The organism is Trinickia terrae, from assembly GCF_005144415.1.
Taxonomy (GTDB): domain Bacteria; phylum Pseudomonadota; class Gammaproteobacteria; order Burkholderiales; family Burkholderiaceae; genus Trinickia_A; species Trinickia_A terrae.
Map to the genome: position 1 here is coordinate 1 of NZ_SWJE01000024.1, position 14,940 is coordinate 14,940.

Below are 14,940 nucleotides of genomic sequence, written 5' to 3' on the forward strand. Positions count from 1 at the left end.
ACGTGACGACGGTGCCGGTCGAAGGCTCGCAGGACCAGGTGGACGTCGATGTGAAGGTCGCCGAGAAGCCGACGGGCGCGATCACGCTGGGCGCGGGCTTCTCCTCGACGGACAAGGTGGTGCTCTCGGCGGGCGTGTCGCAGGACAACGTATTCGGCTCGGGCACGAGCGTCTCGGTCAACGTCAATACGGCGTCGACCTATCGCACGCTGTCGGTGACGCAAACCGACCCGTACTTCACGGTGGACGGCATCAAGCGGATCACCGACGCCTACTACCGGACCTCGTATCCGCTCTACTACTACTCCGATTCGAGCTTCCGAATCATCAGCATGGGCGCCGACATGAAATTCGGCATCCCGTTCTCGGAAGGCGACATGGTGTATTTCGGCGCCGGCCTCGAGCAGGACCGGATCCACACCGATTCGTCGACCCCGCAGAGCTACAAGGACTATGTTGCCGAATTCGGCCACGTCGTCAACAACGTGCCGCTGACCACGGGCTGGTCGCGCGACGCGCGCGACAGCGCGCTGGTGCCGAGCAACGGCTACTACCTGCAGGCCAACGGCGAGGTGGGAACGCCTGCGGGCGAGACGGAATACTACAAGTCCGATCTGCAGGCGCAGTATTACCACGCGTTCGCGAAGGGCTTCATTCTCGGTCTCAACCTGCAGGGCGGCTATGGACACGGCTTCGCCGGCAAAGCCTATCCGATCTTCAAGAATTACTTCGCGGGCGGGATCGGCTCGGTGCGCGGCTACGAGTCGGGCTCGCTCGGCCCGCGCGATTCGTCGACGAGTGATCCGATCGGCGGTTCGAAGATGGTCGTGGCCAACATCGAAATGACCTTCCCCCTGCCCGGCACCGGCTGGGATCGCACCCTGCGCGTCTTCACGTTCGTCGACGGCGGCAATGTCTGGGGCGACGAGGGCAGCAGCACCGGAGCGAATGGCCTGCGCTACAGCTATGGCGCGGGCCTGGAATGGATCTCGCCGATCGGGCCGCTGAAACTGTCGGTGGGCTTTCCGGTGGTTCGCCATAGCGGCGACAAATACCAGGTGTTCCAATTCCAGATCGGCACGTCGTTCTGATTTCTTCTCAGCTGGCCATGTTCCTCAGGGCAAACAAAAAAACCTGCCGGGCCCTTTCGGCGCCCGGCAGGTTCGACTTCAGCGATCCGTCGCTACGTTCGTAGCAACAACGTTCACTGCCCGGTGTAGCCCACCGGCACCGTGACATTCCCCTTGATCACGCTCGCGTTCGAAGACACGACGTAGATCGGCGCCTCCGTCAGCTTCAGGTTGACCACGCCGTTCGAGTACGGCACGGTGCTCGCGTTGCCCATCATGTCGAGCACGGTCACGTTGCCGCTCGCGCCGCTGGCATCGACGGTCAGCGCGTAGTTCGTGCTGTAGGTCGGGCTGTAGCTGCCGGACGAGGTGGGCCACTGCGCATTGTTATGCGTCCACAAGGCCGTGATGACCGTGTTGCCGCTGAGTTGCTGGAACGCGTAGCCATACACCATCGAGGGCAAGCCGTTCAGGCGGCCGAGCGTCTGCGTGCCGTCGACGATGCGCGTCATCGCGGCGAACGCCATCGCTTCGGGCTTCGGGCTCAGGTTCGTTGCGCCGTACCCCCCTTGCGAATCGACGAGGTCGAAGAATGTGCCGTACCCGACTTCACCCGGGAAGTCCGGCCCATAGAAGAAGTACGTCACCTGCGCGCCCTCGCCGAGGATGATCAGATGCGCGCGCGCGGCAACGGCAGCCTGTGCGTAGAGCTGGTTGGACGACGGGTAGTTCGGGCCGTAAGCGGCGCCGGAGTCGTAGCTGATGCCGAGCTCGGTGGACCAGAGCTTCATGTTCGGCTTGATCGACTGCATCTCCGAGCGCAGCTGCTGCATCTGCTTGTCGAGCGCATTGGCGACGTTCGCCGGGTTCGGGTCCGTGTCGTACAGCTCGGGCGGATGCGCCGGGTACGTGCCGGCGTTGTAGTAGCCGTGCGTCGTGATGCCGTCGATGTACTGGCCCAGCCCCAGCGCGGCGTAGGTTTGCAGATAGCCGCTCGTGCACTGGGTCTGGCAGTTGGCCGGGAACGGGTTGCCCGTGCCCATCACGACGGCGTTCGGGTCCGTCGAGTGCAAGCCTTTGTAGACCGCCGCATACATCGAGACGAAGTTCGCTTGCGAATCCGCCCACTGCGGCTCCCAGGTCACCTGGTAGTAGTTGCTCTGCTGGCTCGGGAAGTAGGCCTTGCGGATCGCCTCCGTATCGGTGCCGACGCGCGACATGTAGCTCTGGTAGTAGGAGAGATCCGTCGGCGCGTTCGTGTCGTCCTCGTAGCCGCCGGTGGGGCTGGCCCAGGCCGGAATGCCGTCGAGACGCACGAGCCGCATGATCTTGCCGTTCGTGTAGGACGAGTTGAGGTCGGAGAGCGACGGCGTCCACGTGTTCGGGCCGTTGGGCTCCATGGTGGAGAGCTCGCGGTCGTCGATCGTTTGCGACACGCCGAGATCAGACAAGGCGGCAGCGTTGCTGTTGAAGCCCTGCATCCCGAAGCGGTGCTGTTCCTGATGCGCGTAGCTCACGGCCGGCACCGCGCCCGACACGTTGGGCAGGATGCCGAACGTGGCGATGCCGGTCGGGCGGGTGCCCGCTTGCGGCAGGGTGCCGCCAGCGTGGGCCAGCGTCCCCGTCACGGCGAAGTAGCCGGCGACCGTGGACTTGCACGAGAGCGTGTTGGTCTGCGCGCCGCTCGCGACGTTGAACGTGCCGCTGCCCTTGATGTTGCCGACATGATCCTGGATCGACCACGTGACGGAATCGGACGCCGGCGCGTTGGTGACGAACGCGAGATTGAACGTGCTGCCTGCCGCGAACATGCGCGTGCCATCCGAGCTGGGCGTGTCGGCAGTGATCGCGCCATTGGTGCTGCCGCCCGAGGACGCGGTGGGCGAAGCGCAGGTGATGGCGCCGCTCGAGCTCGACGAAGCGCCCGACGACGAACTCGAGCCCGAACCCGAGGTCGAGCCTGAGCTCGTGCCTGTGCTCGAGCCCGATGTCGAACCGGAGGTCGAACCCGTGCCCGAGCTCGACGTCGAGCCGGAACCCGAGGTCGTGCCGGAGGTCGTGCCCGTGCCGCTGGACGACTGAATCCAGCAGCTCTTGCTCGTGCCGTAGGCCGGGTCGCCGCCGAATGCCGCATTCGTGCAAGCCACTCCGTTGGTGAAGCTCTTGGTCACGTTATTGGCGGTCGTGCTGGCGCCGAAGAGGACATTCTTCGTCCCCGTGAACGAGCAGAAGCCGTTCTCGGACGCGCATTTGGTCCACGAGGTCGACGACGACGTGGATGTGCCGGCGCTCCCGCTGGAACCGGAACTGGAGCTGGAGCCCGAGCTCGTGCTGCTCGACGACGGGCTGCCGTACCAGCAGCTCTTCGCATAGCCATAGGCCGGGTCGGTCGAAGAAACGACGCCGTTCGTGCAGCTCACGCCGTTCGTGAACGGCCCGTTGACGTTGTACGAGGTGCTCGTGCCGAAGACGACGTACGCGGTCCCGGTGAACGAGCAGAACTGGTTCTCTTGTGCACACTGCGTATAAGTGACCCCATTGACGACGAGCGTGCTTTGGGCGTGAGCGCTCGAGGCCCAGAGGCCACCGATGCTCAAAACCAACGCGAATAACGCCCCGGCAAGAAATTCTCTAGTATTAATACGCCAACGTGATTTGGCGGATATGCGAAGATTAAAATATGCGGATAGACACACGACATGACCCTCTTTCGGCGTTGAATCTGAGGAATTAGGCCCGGCGTATGCTAAAGGCAATTTTTTTCAGCTCAAAGAAAAATAAATAGAAATAAATTGTAATTTAAGAGCGTGAAATAGATGATTTGGCACCGAGGGTAAATGCTTAGATCATCGGGATATTTGTGGAAATCCGCTACTTCGAACGCCATTGGATTGATACTCCCCCATCGATGGGGAGCATTGCGCAGCTTTTCTGTTTATTAGGATAGCGTATGACTATTCCAAGAGAATCATTTATGGATTACCCCCAATCAAGAATTCACTTAATCCCCAATTAGCGTCAATTCGCCAATATAGCTGCCGGATCGGCCAGGGAATTTTAATGCCCCGCCGGAGCTTGCGAGAAATGCAAGCTCCGGCGCGCAGAACTTGCACGATTAATTAATAATATTGCGCGCATTTTGAATTCGACCCGAATACACGGCGCTGCTGGGAAGGCCCGTCGCAATTGCAGCCGCTCCGGCCGCCTCCCCGGCTCGGGACCCGACCCGCCATCGGCGCTTCCTTAATTTTTGCTTTCACTCGGAAAGAGATGACGGCTCAGGAAATCGACGAACACCCGCGCCTTCGGCGGCATCATGCGCCCCGAGGGCCAGAGCGCGCGAAAGGGGACGCGGTCGGCCGTGAAGTCTCGCAGCACGGTCACGAGCGAGCCGTCGGCCAGTTGCGCGCGCACCGCGAAGTCCGGCACGCTGGCTAGGCCCAGCCCCTGTTCGGCCAATGCGATGAGCGGCTCTACCGCGCTCGCGATCGCAGTCGTTGGCAGCTCGACCTCGAATGTCGCGCCGCCGCGCACGAACGACCAGCGCCGCAAGCGGCCGGTTCGCGAAAAGCGATGCTGCAGACAGGCATGCGTGGCGAGATCCTCGGGCTCAGCCGGCACGCCACGCTCCGCGAGGTACGCGGGCGAGGCCACGATCACAAGCGAATAGTGGCCGAGCACGCGCGTGGTGAGTTGCGAGTCGACCGCCTCTCCGGTGCGCAAGACCACGTCGAAGCCGTCCTCGATGACGTCCACGATACGGTCGCTGATGTCGATGTCGAGCTGCACCTCGGGATACTGGCGCATGAACGCAGCCAGCACGGGCATCAGCAGCATGCCGACCCGCGGAACGCTTACGCGCAGGCGGCCCGTGGGCGCCGCGCGCGAGACAGCCAGTTCGGATTCCGCCTCGACGATCTCGTTGAGGATGCGCTGGCAGCGCGCCAGAAAGAGCTCGCCTTCGGGCGTGAGCCGCACGCTGCGCGTGCTCCGGTGAAAAAGCCGAAGGCCGAGGCGCGCTTCCAGCCGAGCGACGGCCTTGCCGACCGCCGACGCCGAAATCCCGAGTTGCCGCCCCGCTTCCGCAAAGCTCAGCGTTTCCGCCGCACGCGAGAAGATGGCGATGCCGCTCATGCGGTCCATCGCACCGCCCGGCCGCCCGCTCTCGCCGAGCGTCGATACCGATGCGATCGGACGCGGCGTAACCGAGCTGCCGGGCAGCTTGTAGCGCTGCCTCGCATCGATCTGTTCGAAATCGAATTCCATGTCCGCTTCTTCGCTTTGGTGAAGTTCAATTCGCCGGATAAGGGCCATCCACGCAGCAGTCCGAACCACTGCGCTCCCTCTCCGGATGGCTTGAATTATCGGAACGGCTTTGCAGGCGATCAATGCGCGAGAAGAGACATGTTCGTTCTCCCCAGCCAAACAATGGCGAACGAATCCATCGCCGGCGGGAACGGGCACCGCTACGCGTTGGCGTCGGCGCCGAAAAGCCCCGAGGCTTGCAGGTCACTCAGATCGGGAAGCGTCGAAGAGAATGCCGGCAATTGCATGGCGTGATGCGCGAGCGCCGCCAATTGCGGAAACGCTTCGTTGTTGACCGCGTGCGGCAACACCACCGCGGCGCTCTGGAATGCGATGACCGCCATGACGTCGGCCTGCGAAATTCGAGGGCCGAGAAACCACGGCTGAGCGTGCGCCGCATTCAGCACGCCGAGCCCGATCAGCAGCTGCTCCTCGTAGCCGGCCTGCAGATGCGCCAATCGGTAAGCCTCGGGGCGCAGCATCAGCTCGTCGCAATAGCGGGCCAGCTTGTCGTAGCAGGCCATGGCGTAGCCCGCGAGCTGCAGCGCACGCACGCGCTCCGGGCCGCCGGCGGGCATCAGCCGTTGCTCGGGCGGCACGAGGCTGTCGAGATAGTCGACGATCGCGCTGCTGTCGATGAGGACCTGGCCGTCGTCCAGCTCCAGCGCGGGCACCCGCATCATCGGGCTGAACGCCTTCACGCGTTCCCGCTGCTGGTACGCGTGATACGGCAGATGTTCGAACGGAAGATTCAGGAGCTTCAGCGTAGTGCCTACGCGGCGCGTGTAGCCGGACAACCAAGGACCCACGAGTTTCATCGGAAAGCCTCCAGTGGTGCTCGTCGGACTGCGGGGAAAGCCGAGTTTAAGCCACCTGATGCCGGATTTGTGGACGGGTGCGCCTCGGCCTCGACTGACGAGAGGCGCCGGCCGATTGCGGACATGCGGGTCCGCAGTGACACGACGGCCGAGCCGTTTTTCTTGCGCCAGCCAACCTCTACATTGGCGTCGAGCGCGGCCGGCCGCCGGTGCGTCCCAGCCGTTTCCATCCTGTTCCTTGTCGAATTGCCCATTGTCGAGATCGAAAATGTCCAAGCTCTTTTCGAAAGTTGCGGTCGGTTCATATGAATTGGCGCATCGCGTCGTTCTTGCGCCCCTCACCCGCATGCGCGCCGAAAGCGGCGCGCGCCCCGGCCCGCTCATGGCCGAGTACTACGCGCAGCGCACCTCGCCCGGCGCCCTCCTGATCGGCGAAGCCACCATCGCCGCACCGAACGGCAACGGCTATCTCGGCGCCCCCGGTCTCTACGACGACAGCCAGATCGCAGGCTGGAAGACGGTGACCGGCGCCGTGCACGCCAGGGGCGGCAAGATCTTCCTGCAGCTGTACCACGCGGGCCGCCAGTCGAACGCCCAGCTCCAGCCCGGCGGCGGCCGGCCCGTAGGGCCATCCGAAGTGCCGCACGGCGGGCTCGCGTACACGGAAGCCGGCTGGACGCCCAACACGCCGAATCGCGCACTGGAGACGGCGGAGCTCGCCGGCATCGTCGAAAGCTTTCGCGCCGCGGCCGAACGCGGCATGAAGGCAGGCTTCGACGGCGTGGAGCTCCACGCTGCGAACGGCTACCTGCTCGACCAGTTCCTGCAGGACGGCAGCAACCAGCGCACCGACGAATACGGCGGCCCGATCGCCAATCGCGCCCGCCTCCTGCTGGACGTCACGCGCGCCGTCATCTCGGTGTGGGGCGCGGACAAGGTCGCGGTCCGCCTGGGCCCGAGCGGCTCGTTCGGCGACATGTCCGATAGCGACCCGGAGGCCTTGTTCGCCCATGTGGCCGCGGATCTGGACAAGCTCGGCATCGCCTACCTGCATCTCATCGAGCCGCGCATCGCCGGCAACGAAGAGAATCAGGCGCGCGACCAGAACCCGGTCGCCGCCAGGCGGCTCCGCGCGCACTTCCACGGCCCCATCATCGCAGCGGGCGGTTTCAATGGCGCAAGCGCCGAAGCGATCCTGCAGTCCGGCGACGCCGACCTGGTCGCGTTCGGCCGGCACTTCATCGCGAACCCGGACCTCCCCGAACGTCTGCGCCGCGATCTGCCGCTCAACCCGTATGACCGCGAGACGTTCTTCGGCGGCACCGAGGCGGGCTACACGGACTATCCGTCCTACGATGAGGAGCCCGTCGCGGCATGAGACCGGATGCCGCCGGAAGATGCCCGGCCCGATGACAGGGTGATGCCGTCGCGCACGCGTGTGGCGGCATCCGCCGCCGCGGTTTAGACTGCGCGCTGGGTATGACGGGCAAATTCCGACGAGGTTTTCGGCAATGGATATCGCACTGGCCATGAGAGTATTCGCGCGCGTGGTGGAGACGAAGAGCTTCACGCGCGCGGCCGAGACGCTGGACATGCCGCGCGCGCGCGTGACCGTGATCGTCCAGGGCCTCGAAGCGCACCTGAGAACGCGTCTGCTGCAGCGCACGACGCGCAGCCTCAACCTCACGCCGGACGGCGCCGCGTACTACGAGCGATCCGTGCGCGTCCTGGCCGACATCGACGACATCGAGAGCTCGTTCCTCGGCAAGGAACGCGCGCCGCGCGGCAAGCTGCGCGTGGACATGCCGGGCGCATTCGGGCGCCTCATCGTCATGCCGGCGCTCGGCGGCTTTCACGAGCGCTATCCCGACATCGATTTGATGCTCGGTCTCGGGGACAAGCCCCTGGAGCTCGTGCAGGAGGGCATCGACTGCGTGGTGCGCATCGGCACCTTGCAGGATTCGACGCTCGTGGCGCGGCGCGTCGGCGTCTATCAGGGCGTCACCGTCGCGAGCCCGGCGTATCTGCGCAAGGCAGGCACCCCGCGAACGCTGGACGAGCTCGCCAATCACCGCGCGGTGAACTACTACTGGGGCCGCGCGGGCCGGATCATGCCGCTCATGTTCGAAAAGGACGGCGAAGTCGTCGAGATGAGGATGCAAGGCTCCGTCGCCGTGAACGACGCCGAAGCCTACCTGCTCAGCGCGCTGAACGGCCTCGGCATCGTCCAGGGCTCCCGCTTCATGGCGCTGCCCTACCTCGAATCGGGCGCACTGGTCGAGATTCTTCCGCAATGGAAGCCGCCGACGCTGCCCATTTCCGTCGTCTATCCGCACAACCGCCATCTTTCCGCAACGGTGCGCGCATTCGTCGACTGGATCGCCGATCTCATTCGCCATCACCCGCTGATGTCCAGCACACCCGAAGCCGATGCGCGGTGCCGCCCGACGAGCATCGATGCCCAGGATGCCGACGCCATCGACGTTGCGGGCGACGAAGCGGAACCGATCGCGTAGGCGAGCCACGCCCGCGGGAGCGTAGGAAGCATTGTTCTCGTCGCGAGAACAGTGATGACTCGAACGCGGGATTTATCGGCCAGCCGCCGCAGACCAGAATGCAGCCATGTTCCTTCAAGTGAGAACGCGGCGCGTTGCCTGGCATGTCTACTGTTTCGCATCCGAATCTGCTGGTCGAAGACGCTCGCATCAACGGCTATAGCCAACCCATCGTCGTGCGCAGCTTCAGGCCGCGGGCACGGGAGCGCCGGCTCTCGATCATCCTGTACTTCCACGGCGGCCTGTTCACCGCCGGCACGCTCGACGAGACGAATCCTGCATGCGAGGCGCTAGCGCTGAACGTTGGCGCCTGGGTGGTCTCTGTCGGCTACTCGCTCGCGCCTGCGTTCCCGTTTCCGAACGCCGTGGAAGACGCACATCGCGCGCTGCTGTGGGCGCACTCGGAAGCCAGCGGCCTTCGCGCCGACAAGCGGCAGATGGCCGTTGCGGGCCACGACGCCGGCGGCAACATCGCGACCTGCCTCGCCGCCGTCGCCCGCGATCGCGGCGAGACCGGCATCCGCGCCCAGGTTCTGCTCGCTCCGCTGCTCGACCCCAGCATGACGCGCGTCGGCCGTGATCCGGCTCAAAGAGGGCCCAGGCTCGACGCCCTGGCGGCCAGCTACTGCGCGTACCTGCCCACGTTCACGCAGCGCGTTCATCCCTACGCCGCGCCGCTCGAGTCGCGCCGTCTCGCGCACTTGCCGGCGGCCTTCATTGCCAGCGTGGAGAACGACCCGCTGCATGGCGAAGCCGAACACTACGCCGCATCGCTGATCACCGCGGGCGTGCCCACGGAATGCGCGCGCTACGCCAACACGACGCGCACCGGCATCGCGACGCACATGCCCGCCCTCTTGGCCGCAAGCGGATTTCTCCAGCGTCATCTGGCGGACGGATAACGGCCGCGCCCCCGTCGCATCAAACCTGAAGTCCACTCAACCCAGTAAGGAACCCTTATCATGAAGATCACCGGAAATACCGTGTTCATCACCGGCGGCACGTCTGGCATCGGCCGCGCGCTGGCGGAAGCCCTCGACAAGCGCGGCAACAAAGTCATCGTCGCGGGACGGCGCAAGGCGCTGCTCGACGAGATCACGAAGCAGAATCCCAACATCGATACCGTCGAGCTCGACATCGGCAACGCCGCGCAGATTCGCGAGGTCGCCGCGCAATTGATCGAACGCTATCCGGCGTTGAACGTCGTGATCAACAACGCCGGCATCATGCCGTTCGACGATGCCGGCGGCGCGCTCGACGACGCTCAGGCCGTCCATCTCGTCAACACGAACCTGCTCGGCCCCGTGCGCGTGAGCGCTGCCTTCGTCGAGCATCTGAAGCGCCAGCCCGAGTCGACCATCATCAACAACAGCTCGGTGCTCGCCTACGTGCCGCTCGCGGCAACCGCACTGTACTCGGCCACCAAGGCCGCGATCCACTCGTACACGCTGTCGCAACGCTTCGTGCTGCGCAATACGAGCGTGCGCGTACTAGAAATCGCGCCGCCCTGGGTCGACACGGACCTCATCCACAAGAGCGGCGACGCGCGCGCCATGCCGCTCGATGCGTTCATCGCCGAAACGATGAAGCTGCTGGAAACCGCCACGACCGAGGTCGTCGTCGACGCGGCCAAGCCGCTGCGCGACAACGCGGGGCCCAACGAGCATGCGTTCGTCGAACAGTTCAACCAGTTCATCGTCGACAACCCGATTCCCGTCGAATGAGAGCCGCACGCGCGCCGCGCGTCGGCGGCGCGCGACAGCACACGCACGAAGCCGGCGCAAACAACATCATGCCCCCTTTCATCGATAGCGAGATCGACATGAGCAAAACCACCCCTGAACAGAACAAGGCCCTCGTTCTCGAGGCTTTCGACACGCTGTTCAATCAGCGCGACTATGCCGCCGCCGAGCGCTTCTGGTCCGACAACTACATCCAGCACAGCGCGCACATCGCGCCGGGACGCGACGGCCTGTTCAACCTGATCCGCACCTTGCCCGCCGCGCTGCGCTACGAGAACCAGCTGATCGTCGCGGAAGGCGACTACGTGATCGCCCATGGCCGTTTCTCCGGACACGGACGGCCGCGGGCATGGATCGCCGCCGATGTCGTGCGCATCGAGAACGGCAAGCTGGCCGAACACTGGGACGTGCTGCAGGACGAGGCAACGCAAGCGGAATCGGCCAGCGGCCTGCCGATGTTCGGCGGCACGTTCGCCAACGAGCAGTAACGCTCGCGCCATACCGCCCCATACAAGGAGGACGCAATGAGCACATTGCTCGAAGAAGTTGTACAGGCGCATGGCGGGATCGACAACTGGACGAAGTTCGACACCGCAACGGCCGCGCTCGACATCGGCGGCGCCGTATGGCACCTCAAAGGCCAGCCCGATATGTTCCAGGGCATCGAGCTGACTGCAAGCCTGCGGCGCCAGCATGTCGAGATCACGTCGCCGACGGCCGGCTGGCAAGGCACGTTCACGCCGGACGCCGTGCGCTACGGCTCGCTGAACAACCAGGCCGCCGTGGAACGGCGCGCACCGAGAGAGTCGTATCAAGGCCACACCCAGCAGACCGAATGGGATCGCCTGCACGCGCTGTACTTCACCGGCTACGCACTCTGGACCTATCTGACCATACCGTTTCTCTACACCTACCCCGGTTTCCGCACGGAAGAGCTGCCCGAATGGCACGAGAACGGCGAAGTCTGGCGGCGTCTGAAGGTCACGTTCCCGGATTCGATCGCCAGTCACAGTCGCGAGCAGATTTCCTACTTCGGTGAAGACGGACTGCTGCGCCGCCACGACTACACGGTGGACGTGATGGGCGGAGCGCAAGGCGCCAACTACGCATCGGACTACCGCAACGTGCGCGGCGTCATGGTGCCGATGTCGCGGCGGGTCTTTGCTTACGACGAAGCGAGGCGAAAGGTCGACGAGCCGTTGCTGGTGTCGATCGACTTTCGCGAGATCGATTTCCAAACCGAATGAGCCTGCGCCGGACTTACTTGGGAAATCCATGAACATCAAAAGCAACCAGCCCTTGCTCGAGCCGATTCAACTGGGGAACCTCGACTTGCCGAACCGCATCGTCATGGCGCCGCTCACGCGCATGCGCTCGGCGAACCCCGAGCTTGCCCCGACCGGCGTGCACGCCGACTACTATGCGCAGCGCGCCTCGGCGGGGCTGATCATCAGCGAAGGCGTTTTCGTGAGCCCCGAGGCAGTCGGCTGGGCGGACGTGCCCGGATTGTGGAGCGAGGCCCAGGTGCGCGGCTGGAGCGCGGTGACGGAAGCCGTGCACCGCGCGGGCGGCCGGATCGTCGCGCAACTCTGGCATACCGGTTCGCTGGGGCACCCGGATTTTCATGCCGGCAAGGAGCCGCCGTCCGCTTCGGCGGTCAACCCCGAGCAGCAGAGCATCACCGCTGCCGGCCGCAAGGACACCGTGGTCCCGCGTCCGATGGCGAAGGATGAAATCCGCCGCACGGTCGCCGATTTTGGCCGCGCAGCGCGCAACGCGATCGCGGCCGGCTTCGACGGCGTCCAGATCCAGGGCGGCTATCACTACCTGTTCAACCAGTTCCTCAACGTGCGCACCAATCTGCGCACGGACGAATACGGCGGCTCGATTGAGAACCGCGCACGCTTTCTGTTCGAGGTCCTGGAAACGGTGGCCGAGGCGGCCGGGGCGCATCGAACGGGGATCAAGACGGGGCCCGCGACGTCCGAAACGGGGGCGTTCGTTTCCACGGATGAAACCCTTGCCACATCCGAATACGTCATCGGCCGGCTCAACGATTTCGATCTCTCTCATCTGCTGCTGATGGGCGCGATGGCGGACCTGTCCGCGACGCCTCTCGCCGCACTGGCCGGCGACGGCATGTTCCGCCATTTCCGCGATCTCTACCGCGGCAACATCATTGCCAACGTCGATATGGATCGCACGCGCGGCAATCGGCTGATCGAAGCCGGGCTAGTCGACATGGTCGCCTTCGGGCGCACGTTCATCGCCAATCCCGACCTGCCCGAGCGCTTCGCCATCGACGCACCGCTTGCCGAAGTCGATTGGCCGAAGGTGTATGGCCCGACGGCCGCGGGCTACACCGACTATCCCGCGTTTCAGGCCCTGCCGGCATGACGTATGAACGAGATTCGCTTCAATCTTGAAGAAGGTGACACATGCCTAGCCCATCCCTTGTCCGTATCGCCATCCTCGACGACTACCAGAACGTCGCGCTAGACCTGGCGGACTGGTCGCCGTTGAAAAATCGCGCGGAAATCACGATTTTCAACGATCACGTTGCGCACCCCGAGCAGGTCATCGAACGCCTGAAGCCGTTCGACGTGCTGTGCGTGATGCGCGAACGCACGCCGCTCACGCGCACGATCATCGAGGGCCTGCCCAATCTCAAGCTGATCGCCTCGACAGGCACAGGCAACGCGTCGATCGACGCGGACGCGGCGGCCGAGCGCAACGTGAAAATCGTGCACACAGGATACTCGTCAACGCCGACCATCGAATTCGCGTGGGCGATGATTCTGGCCATGGCCCGCAATATCGCCGTCGAAAATCGATCCCTGCGTGAAGGCGGCTGGCAGCGCACGCTCGGGACGCAACTGGCGGGCAAAACCCTGGGGCTTCTCGGGCTCGGCCATATCGGTTCGGCGGTCGGCGTGATCGGCCGCGCGTTCAGGATGAATGTGATTGCCTGGAGCCAGAACCTGACGGCCGAGCGCGCCGAATCGAAAGGCGTGCAACTCGTCGACAAAGACACGCTGTTCTCGGCTTCCGACTTTCTGTCGATCCACGTCCGCCTGAGCGAACGGACACAAGGCTTGGTCGGCGCCGCGGAGCTGGCCAGGATGAAGCCCACGAGCCGCATCGTCAATACGTCGCGCGGCCCGATCGTCGATGCGACTGCGCTCCTCGCCGCTCTGAAGAGCGGGCAGATCGCGGGCGCCGCCGTCGACGTCTACGATACCGAGCCACTCGACCTGACGCACCCGCTGCGTTCGCTCGACAACGTGCTCGCCACGCCGCATATCGGCTATGTGACGCGCGAGATGTACGAGACGTTCTACGGCGATACCGTGCGCAACATCGTCGAATGGCTCGATGAGACGCAACGGCCCGCCCATGCATGAGGTGCGGCGAAGCCTGCGCGAAGCGGCCAGGAGCGCGCATTGAAGCTCGATCCCGTTTCGCTCAGGCTTTTCGTGCGCGTCGTGGAAGAAGGCACGATCGCGGGCGCGGCCGAGCTCGAACATATCGCCGCGCCCGCCGTCAGCAAGCGCCTCAAGGAACTCGAAGAACTCTTCGGCACGCCGCTCGTCACGCGGACCAACAAGGGGATTGCGCCGACGGCGGCCGGCGTCAATCTGTCGATACTCGCGCGCGACGTGCTGGACGACATGCGCAATATCGTCCTGCAGATGAAAGCGTATTCGGACGGTTTGCGAGGATCCGTGCGAGTGCTCGTCAACATCTCGGCAATCTCGACCTTCATGCCGCCCATCGTCAAATCCTTCAGCGAGCGCTATCCGGACGTCAACATCTCGCTGCTCGAACGCGACAGCCTCGCGATTACCGAAAGCGTTGCGGAAAACGTCGCGGAGATCGGCGTCTTCACTCGGCTGCCCCATAGCGCCGACATCGAGGTCCATCCGTTTCGCACCGACGAGTTGAAAGTTCTCGTCCCGTTCGCTCATCCGTTGGCGGATCGCCGGCACGTCACGTTCGCGGAAACGCTCGACCATGAACACGTCGTGTTGCGCGCGGGCACGCATCTGCGCTTCCAGATGCAAACGGAGGCGAGCCAGGCGGGAAAGACGCTGCGGGCCAAGGTCGAAGTGTCGTCGTACGACGCGCTGTGCAGGATGGTGCAGGCCGGCATGGGCGTCGGCATCTTGCCCGCGGGCAACGCGGAGCTGTACCGCTTGCCAGGCACGCGCACGCTCAAGCTCGACGAGGCATGGGCGACGCGCGAACTCGTCGTGTGCGTGCGCCGCGCGGATGCGCTTTCGCCCGTTGCGCGCCTCTTCTTCGAGCACCTTCTCGACAGTCACTGACACGTTCGGCGTCTGCCCGCCTGCCATAACGGTTCGCGATGGCGGGATAGCCATTCGCTGCTGTACGGCGCAAGGCCATCTTCCTAGCATGAAGACACTCGGCGCACATGCGTAGCGCCACC

15 protein-coding genes are annotated in these 14,940 nt (G+C 64.4%); 12 read left to right on the forward strand and 3 right to left on the reverse strand.

Annotated elements, in window-relative coordinates; all coding sequences use genetic code 11:
• On the forward strand, positions 1 to 1,091 hold a 1,091-nt coding region (gene bamA, locus FAZ69_RS30460; protein ID WP_136898815.1), incomplete at its 5' end, for an outer membrane protein assembly factor BamA.
• Between the two features lie 113 nt (positions 1,092 to 1,204).
• Here the strand turns inward: bamA and FAZ69_RS30465 are convergent.
• On the reverse strand, positions 1,205 to 2,881 hold the full coding sequence (locus tag FAZ69_RS30465; protein WP_136898816.1) for a hypothetical protein: 1,677 nt from the start codon (positions 2,879 to 2,881) through the stop codon (positions 1,205 to 1,207).
• Between FAZ69_RS30465 and FAZ69_RS30470 the strand changes: the two genes are divergently transcribed.
• Together FAZ69_RS30470 and FAZ69_RS30475 are read left to right on the forward strand one after the other, a co-directional pair.
• Complete coding sequence (locus FAZ69_RS30470; protein ID WP_136898817.1) at positions 2,856 to 3,152, forward strand: hypothetical protein; 297 nt, start codon at positions 2,856 to 2,858, stop codon at positions 3,150 to 3,152. The two genes, FAZ69_RS30465 and FAZ69_RS30470, sit on opposite strands and share 26 nt — an antisense overlap.
• Positions 3,153 to 3,233: 81 nt before the next feature.
• On the forward strand, positions 3,234 to 3,443 hold the full coding sequence (locus tag FAZ69_RS30475) for a hypothetical protein (RefSeq protein ID WP_169708818.1): 210 nt from the start codon (positions 3,234 to 3,236) through the stop codon (positions 3,441 to 3,443).
• An 870-nt stretch (positions 3,444 to 4,313) separates the two neighbouring features.
• On the opposite strand, the gene FAZ69_RS30480 is transcribed toward FAZ69_RS30475, so the two are convergent.
• Entirely contained in the window at positions 4,314 to 5,336 is a 1,023-nt protein-coding gene (locus FAZ69_RS30480; RefSeq protein ID WP_369407770.1) for a LysR family transcriptional regulator, read from the reverse strand.
• Between the two features lie 200 nt (positions 5,337 to 5,536).
• Positions 5,537 to 6,193, reverse strand: coding sequence for a glutathione S-transferase family protein (locus FAZ69_RS30485; RefSeq protein ID WP_136898819.1), 657 nt, complete (start codon positions 6,191 to 6,193; stop codon positions 5,537 to 5,539).
• Between the two features lie 268 nt (positions 6,194 to 6,461).
• Here FAZ69_RS30485 and FAZ69_RS30490 point away from each other — a divergent pair, with 268 nt between their 5' ends.
• From FAZ69_RS30490 to FAZ69_RS30530, 9 genes are all read left to right on the forward strand, one after another.
• Positions 6,462 to 7,571 carry an alkene reductase gene (locus FAZ69_RS30490; RefSeq protein WP_136898820.1) on the forward strand — a complete coding sequence of 370 codons (1,110 nt, stop codon included), beginning with the start codon at positions 6,462 to 6,464 and terminating at the stop codon, positions 7,569 to 7,571.
• Between the two features lie 133 nt (positions 7,572 to 7,704).
• Positions 7,705 to 8,709, forward strand: a complete 1,005-nt coding sequence (locus FAZ69_RS30495) for a LysR family transcriptional regulator (RefSeq protein WP_136898821.1) — start codon at positions 7,705 to 7,707, stop codon at positions 8,707 to 8,709.
• A gap of 143 nt (positions 8,710 to 8,852) precedes the next feature.
• A complete protein-coding gene (locus FAZ69_RS30500; protein WP_136898822.1) occupies positions 8,853 to 9,650 on the forward strand; it encodes an alpha/beta hydrolase in 798 nt (265 codons plus the stop codon).
• Positions 9,651 to 9,710: 60 nt separating this feature from the next.
• Positions 9,711 to 10,472, forward strand: coding sequence for an SDR family oxidoreductase (locus tag FAZ69_RS30505; RefSeq protein WP_136898823.1), 762 nt, complete (start codon positions 9,711 to 9,713; stop codon positions 10,470 to 10,472).
• Positions 10,473 to 10,570: 98 nt separating this feature from the next.
• A complete protein-coding gene (locus tag FAZ69_RS30510; protein ID WP_136898824.1) occupies positions 10,571 to 10,978 on the forward strand; it encodes a nuclear transport factor 2 family protein in 408 nt (135 codons plus the stop codon).
• Positions 10,979 to 11,014: 36 nt separating this feature from the next.
• The gene (locus tag FAZ69_RS30515) at positions 11,015 to 11,737 is read left to right on the forward strand and encodes a hypothetical protein (RefSeq protein ID WP_136898825.1); all 723 of its coding nucleotides are present in this window, start codon (positions 11,015 to 11,017) and stop codon (positions 11,735 to 11,737) included.
• A 28-nt stretch (positions 11,738 to 11,765) separates the two neighbouring features.
• Positions 11,766 to 12,887: an alkene reductase gene (locus FAZ69_RS30520; protein WP_136898826.1), complete on the forward strand. Its 1,122-nt coding sequence runs from the start codon at positions 11,766 to 11,768 to the stop codon at positions 12,885 to 12,887.
• Between the two features lie 41 nt (positions 12,888 to 12,928).
• Positions 12,929 to 13,894 carry a D-2-hydroxyacid dehydrogenase family protein gene (locus tag FAZ69_RS30525; RefSeq protein WP_136898827.1) on the forward strand — a complete coding sequence of 322 codons (966 nt, stop codon included), beginning with the start codon at positions 12,929 to 12,931 and terminating at the stop codon, positions 13,892 to 13,894.
• A 39-nt stretch (positions 13,895 to 13,933) separates the two neighbouring features.
• Positions 13,934 to 14,818, forward strand: a complete 885-nt coding sequence (locus FAZ69_RS30530; RefSeq protein WP_136898828.1) for a LysR family transcriptional regulator — start codon at positions 13,934 to 13,936, stop codon at positions 14,816 to 14,818.
• Positions 14,819 to 14,940: the final 122 nt, after the last annotated feature.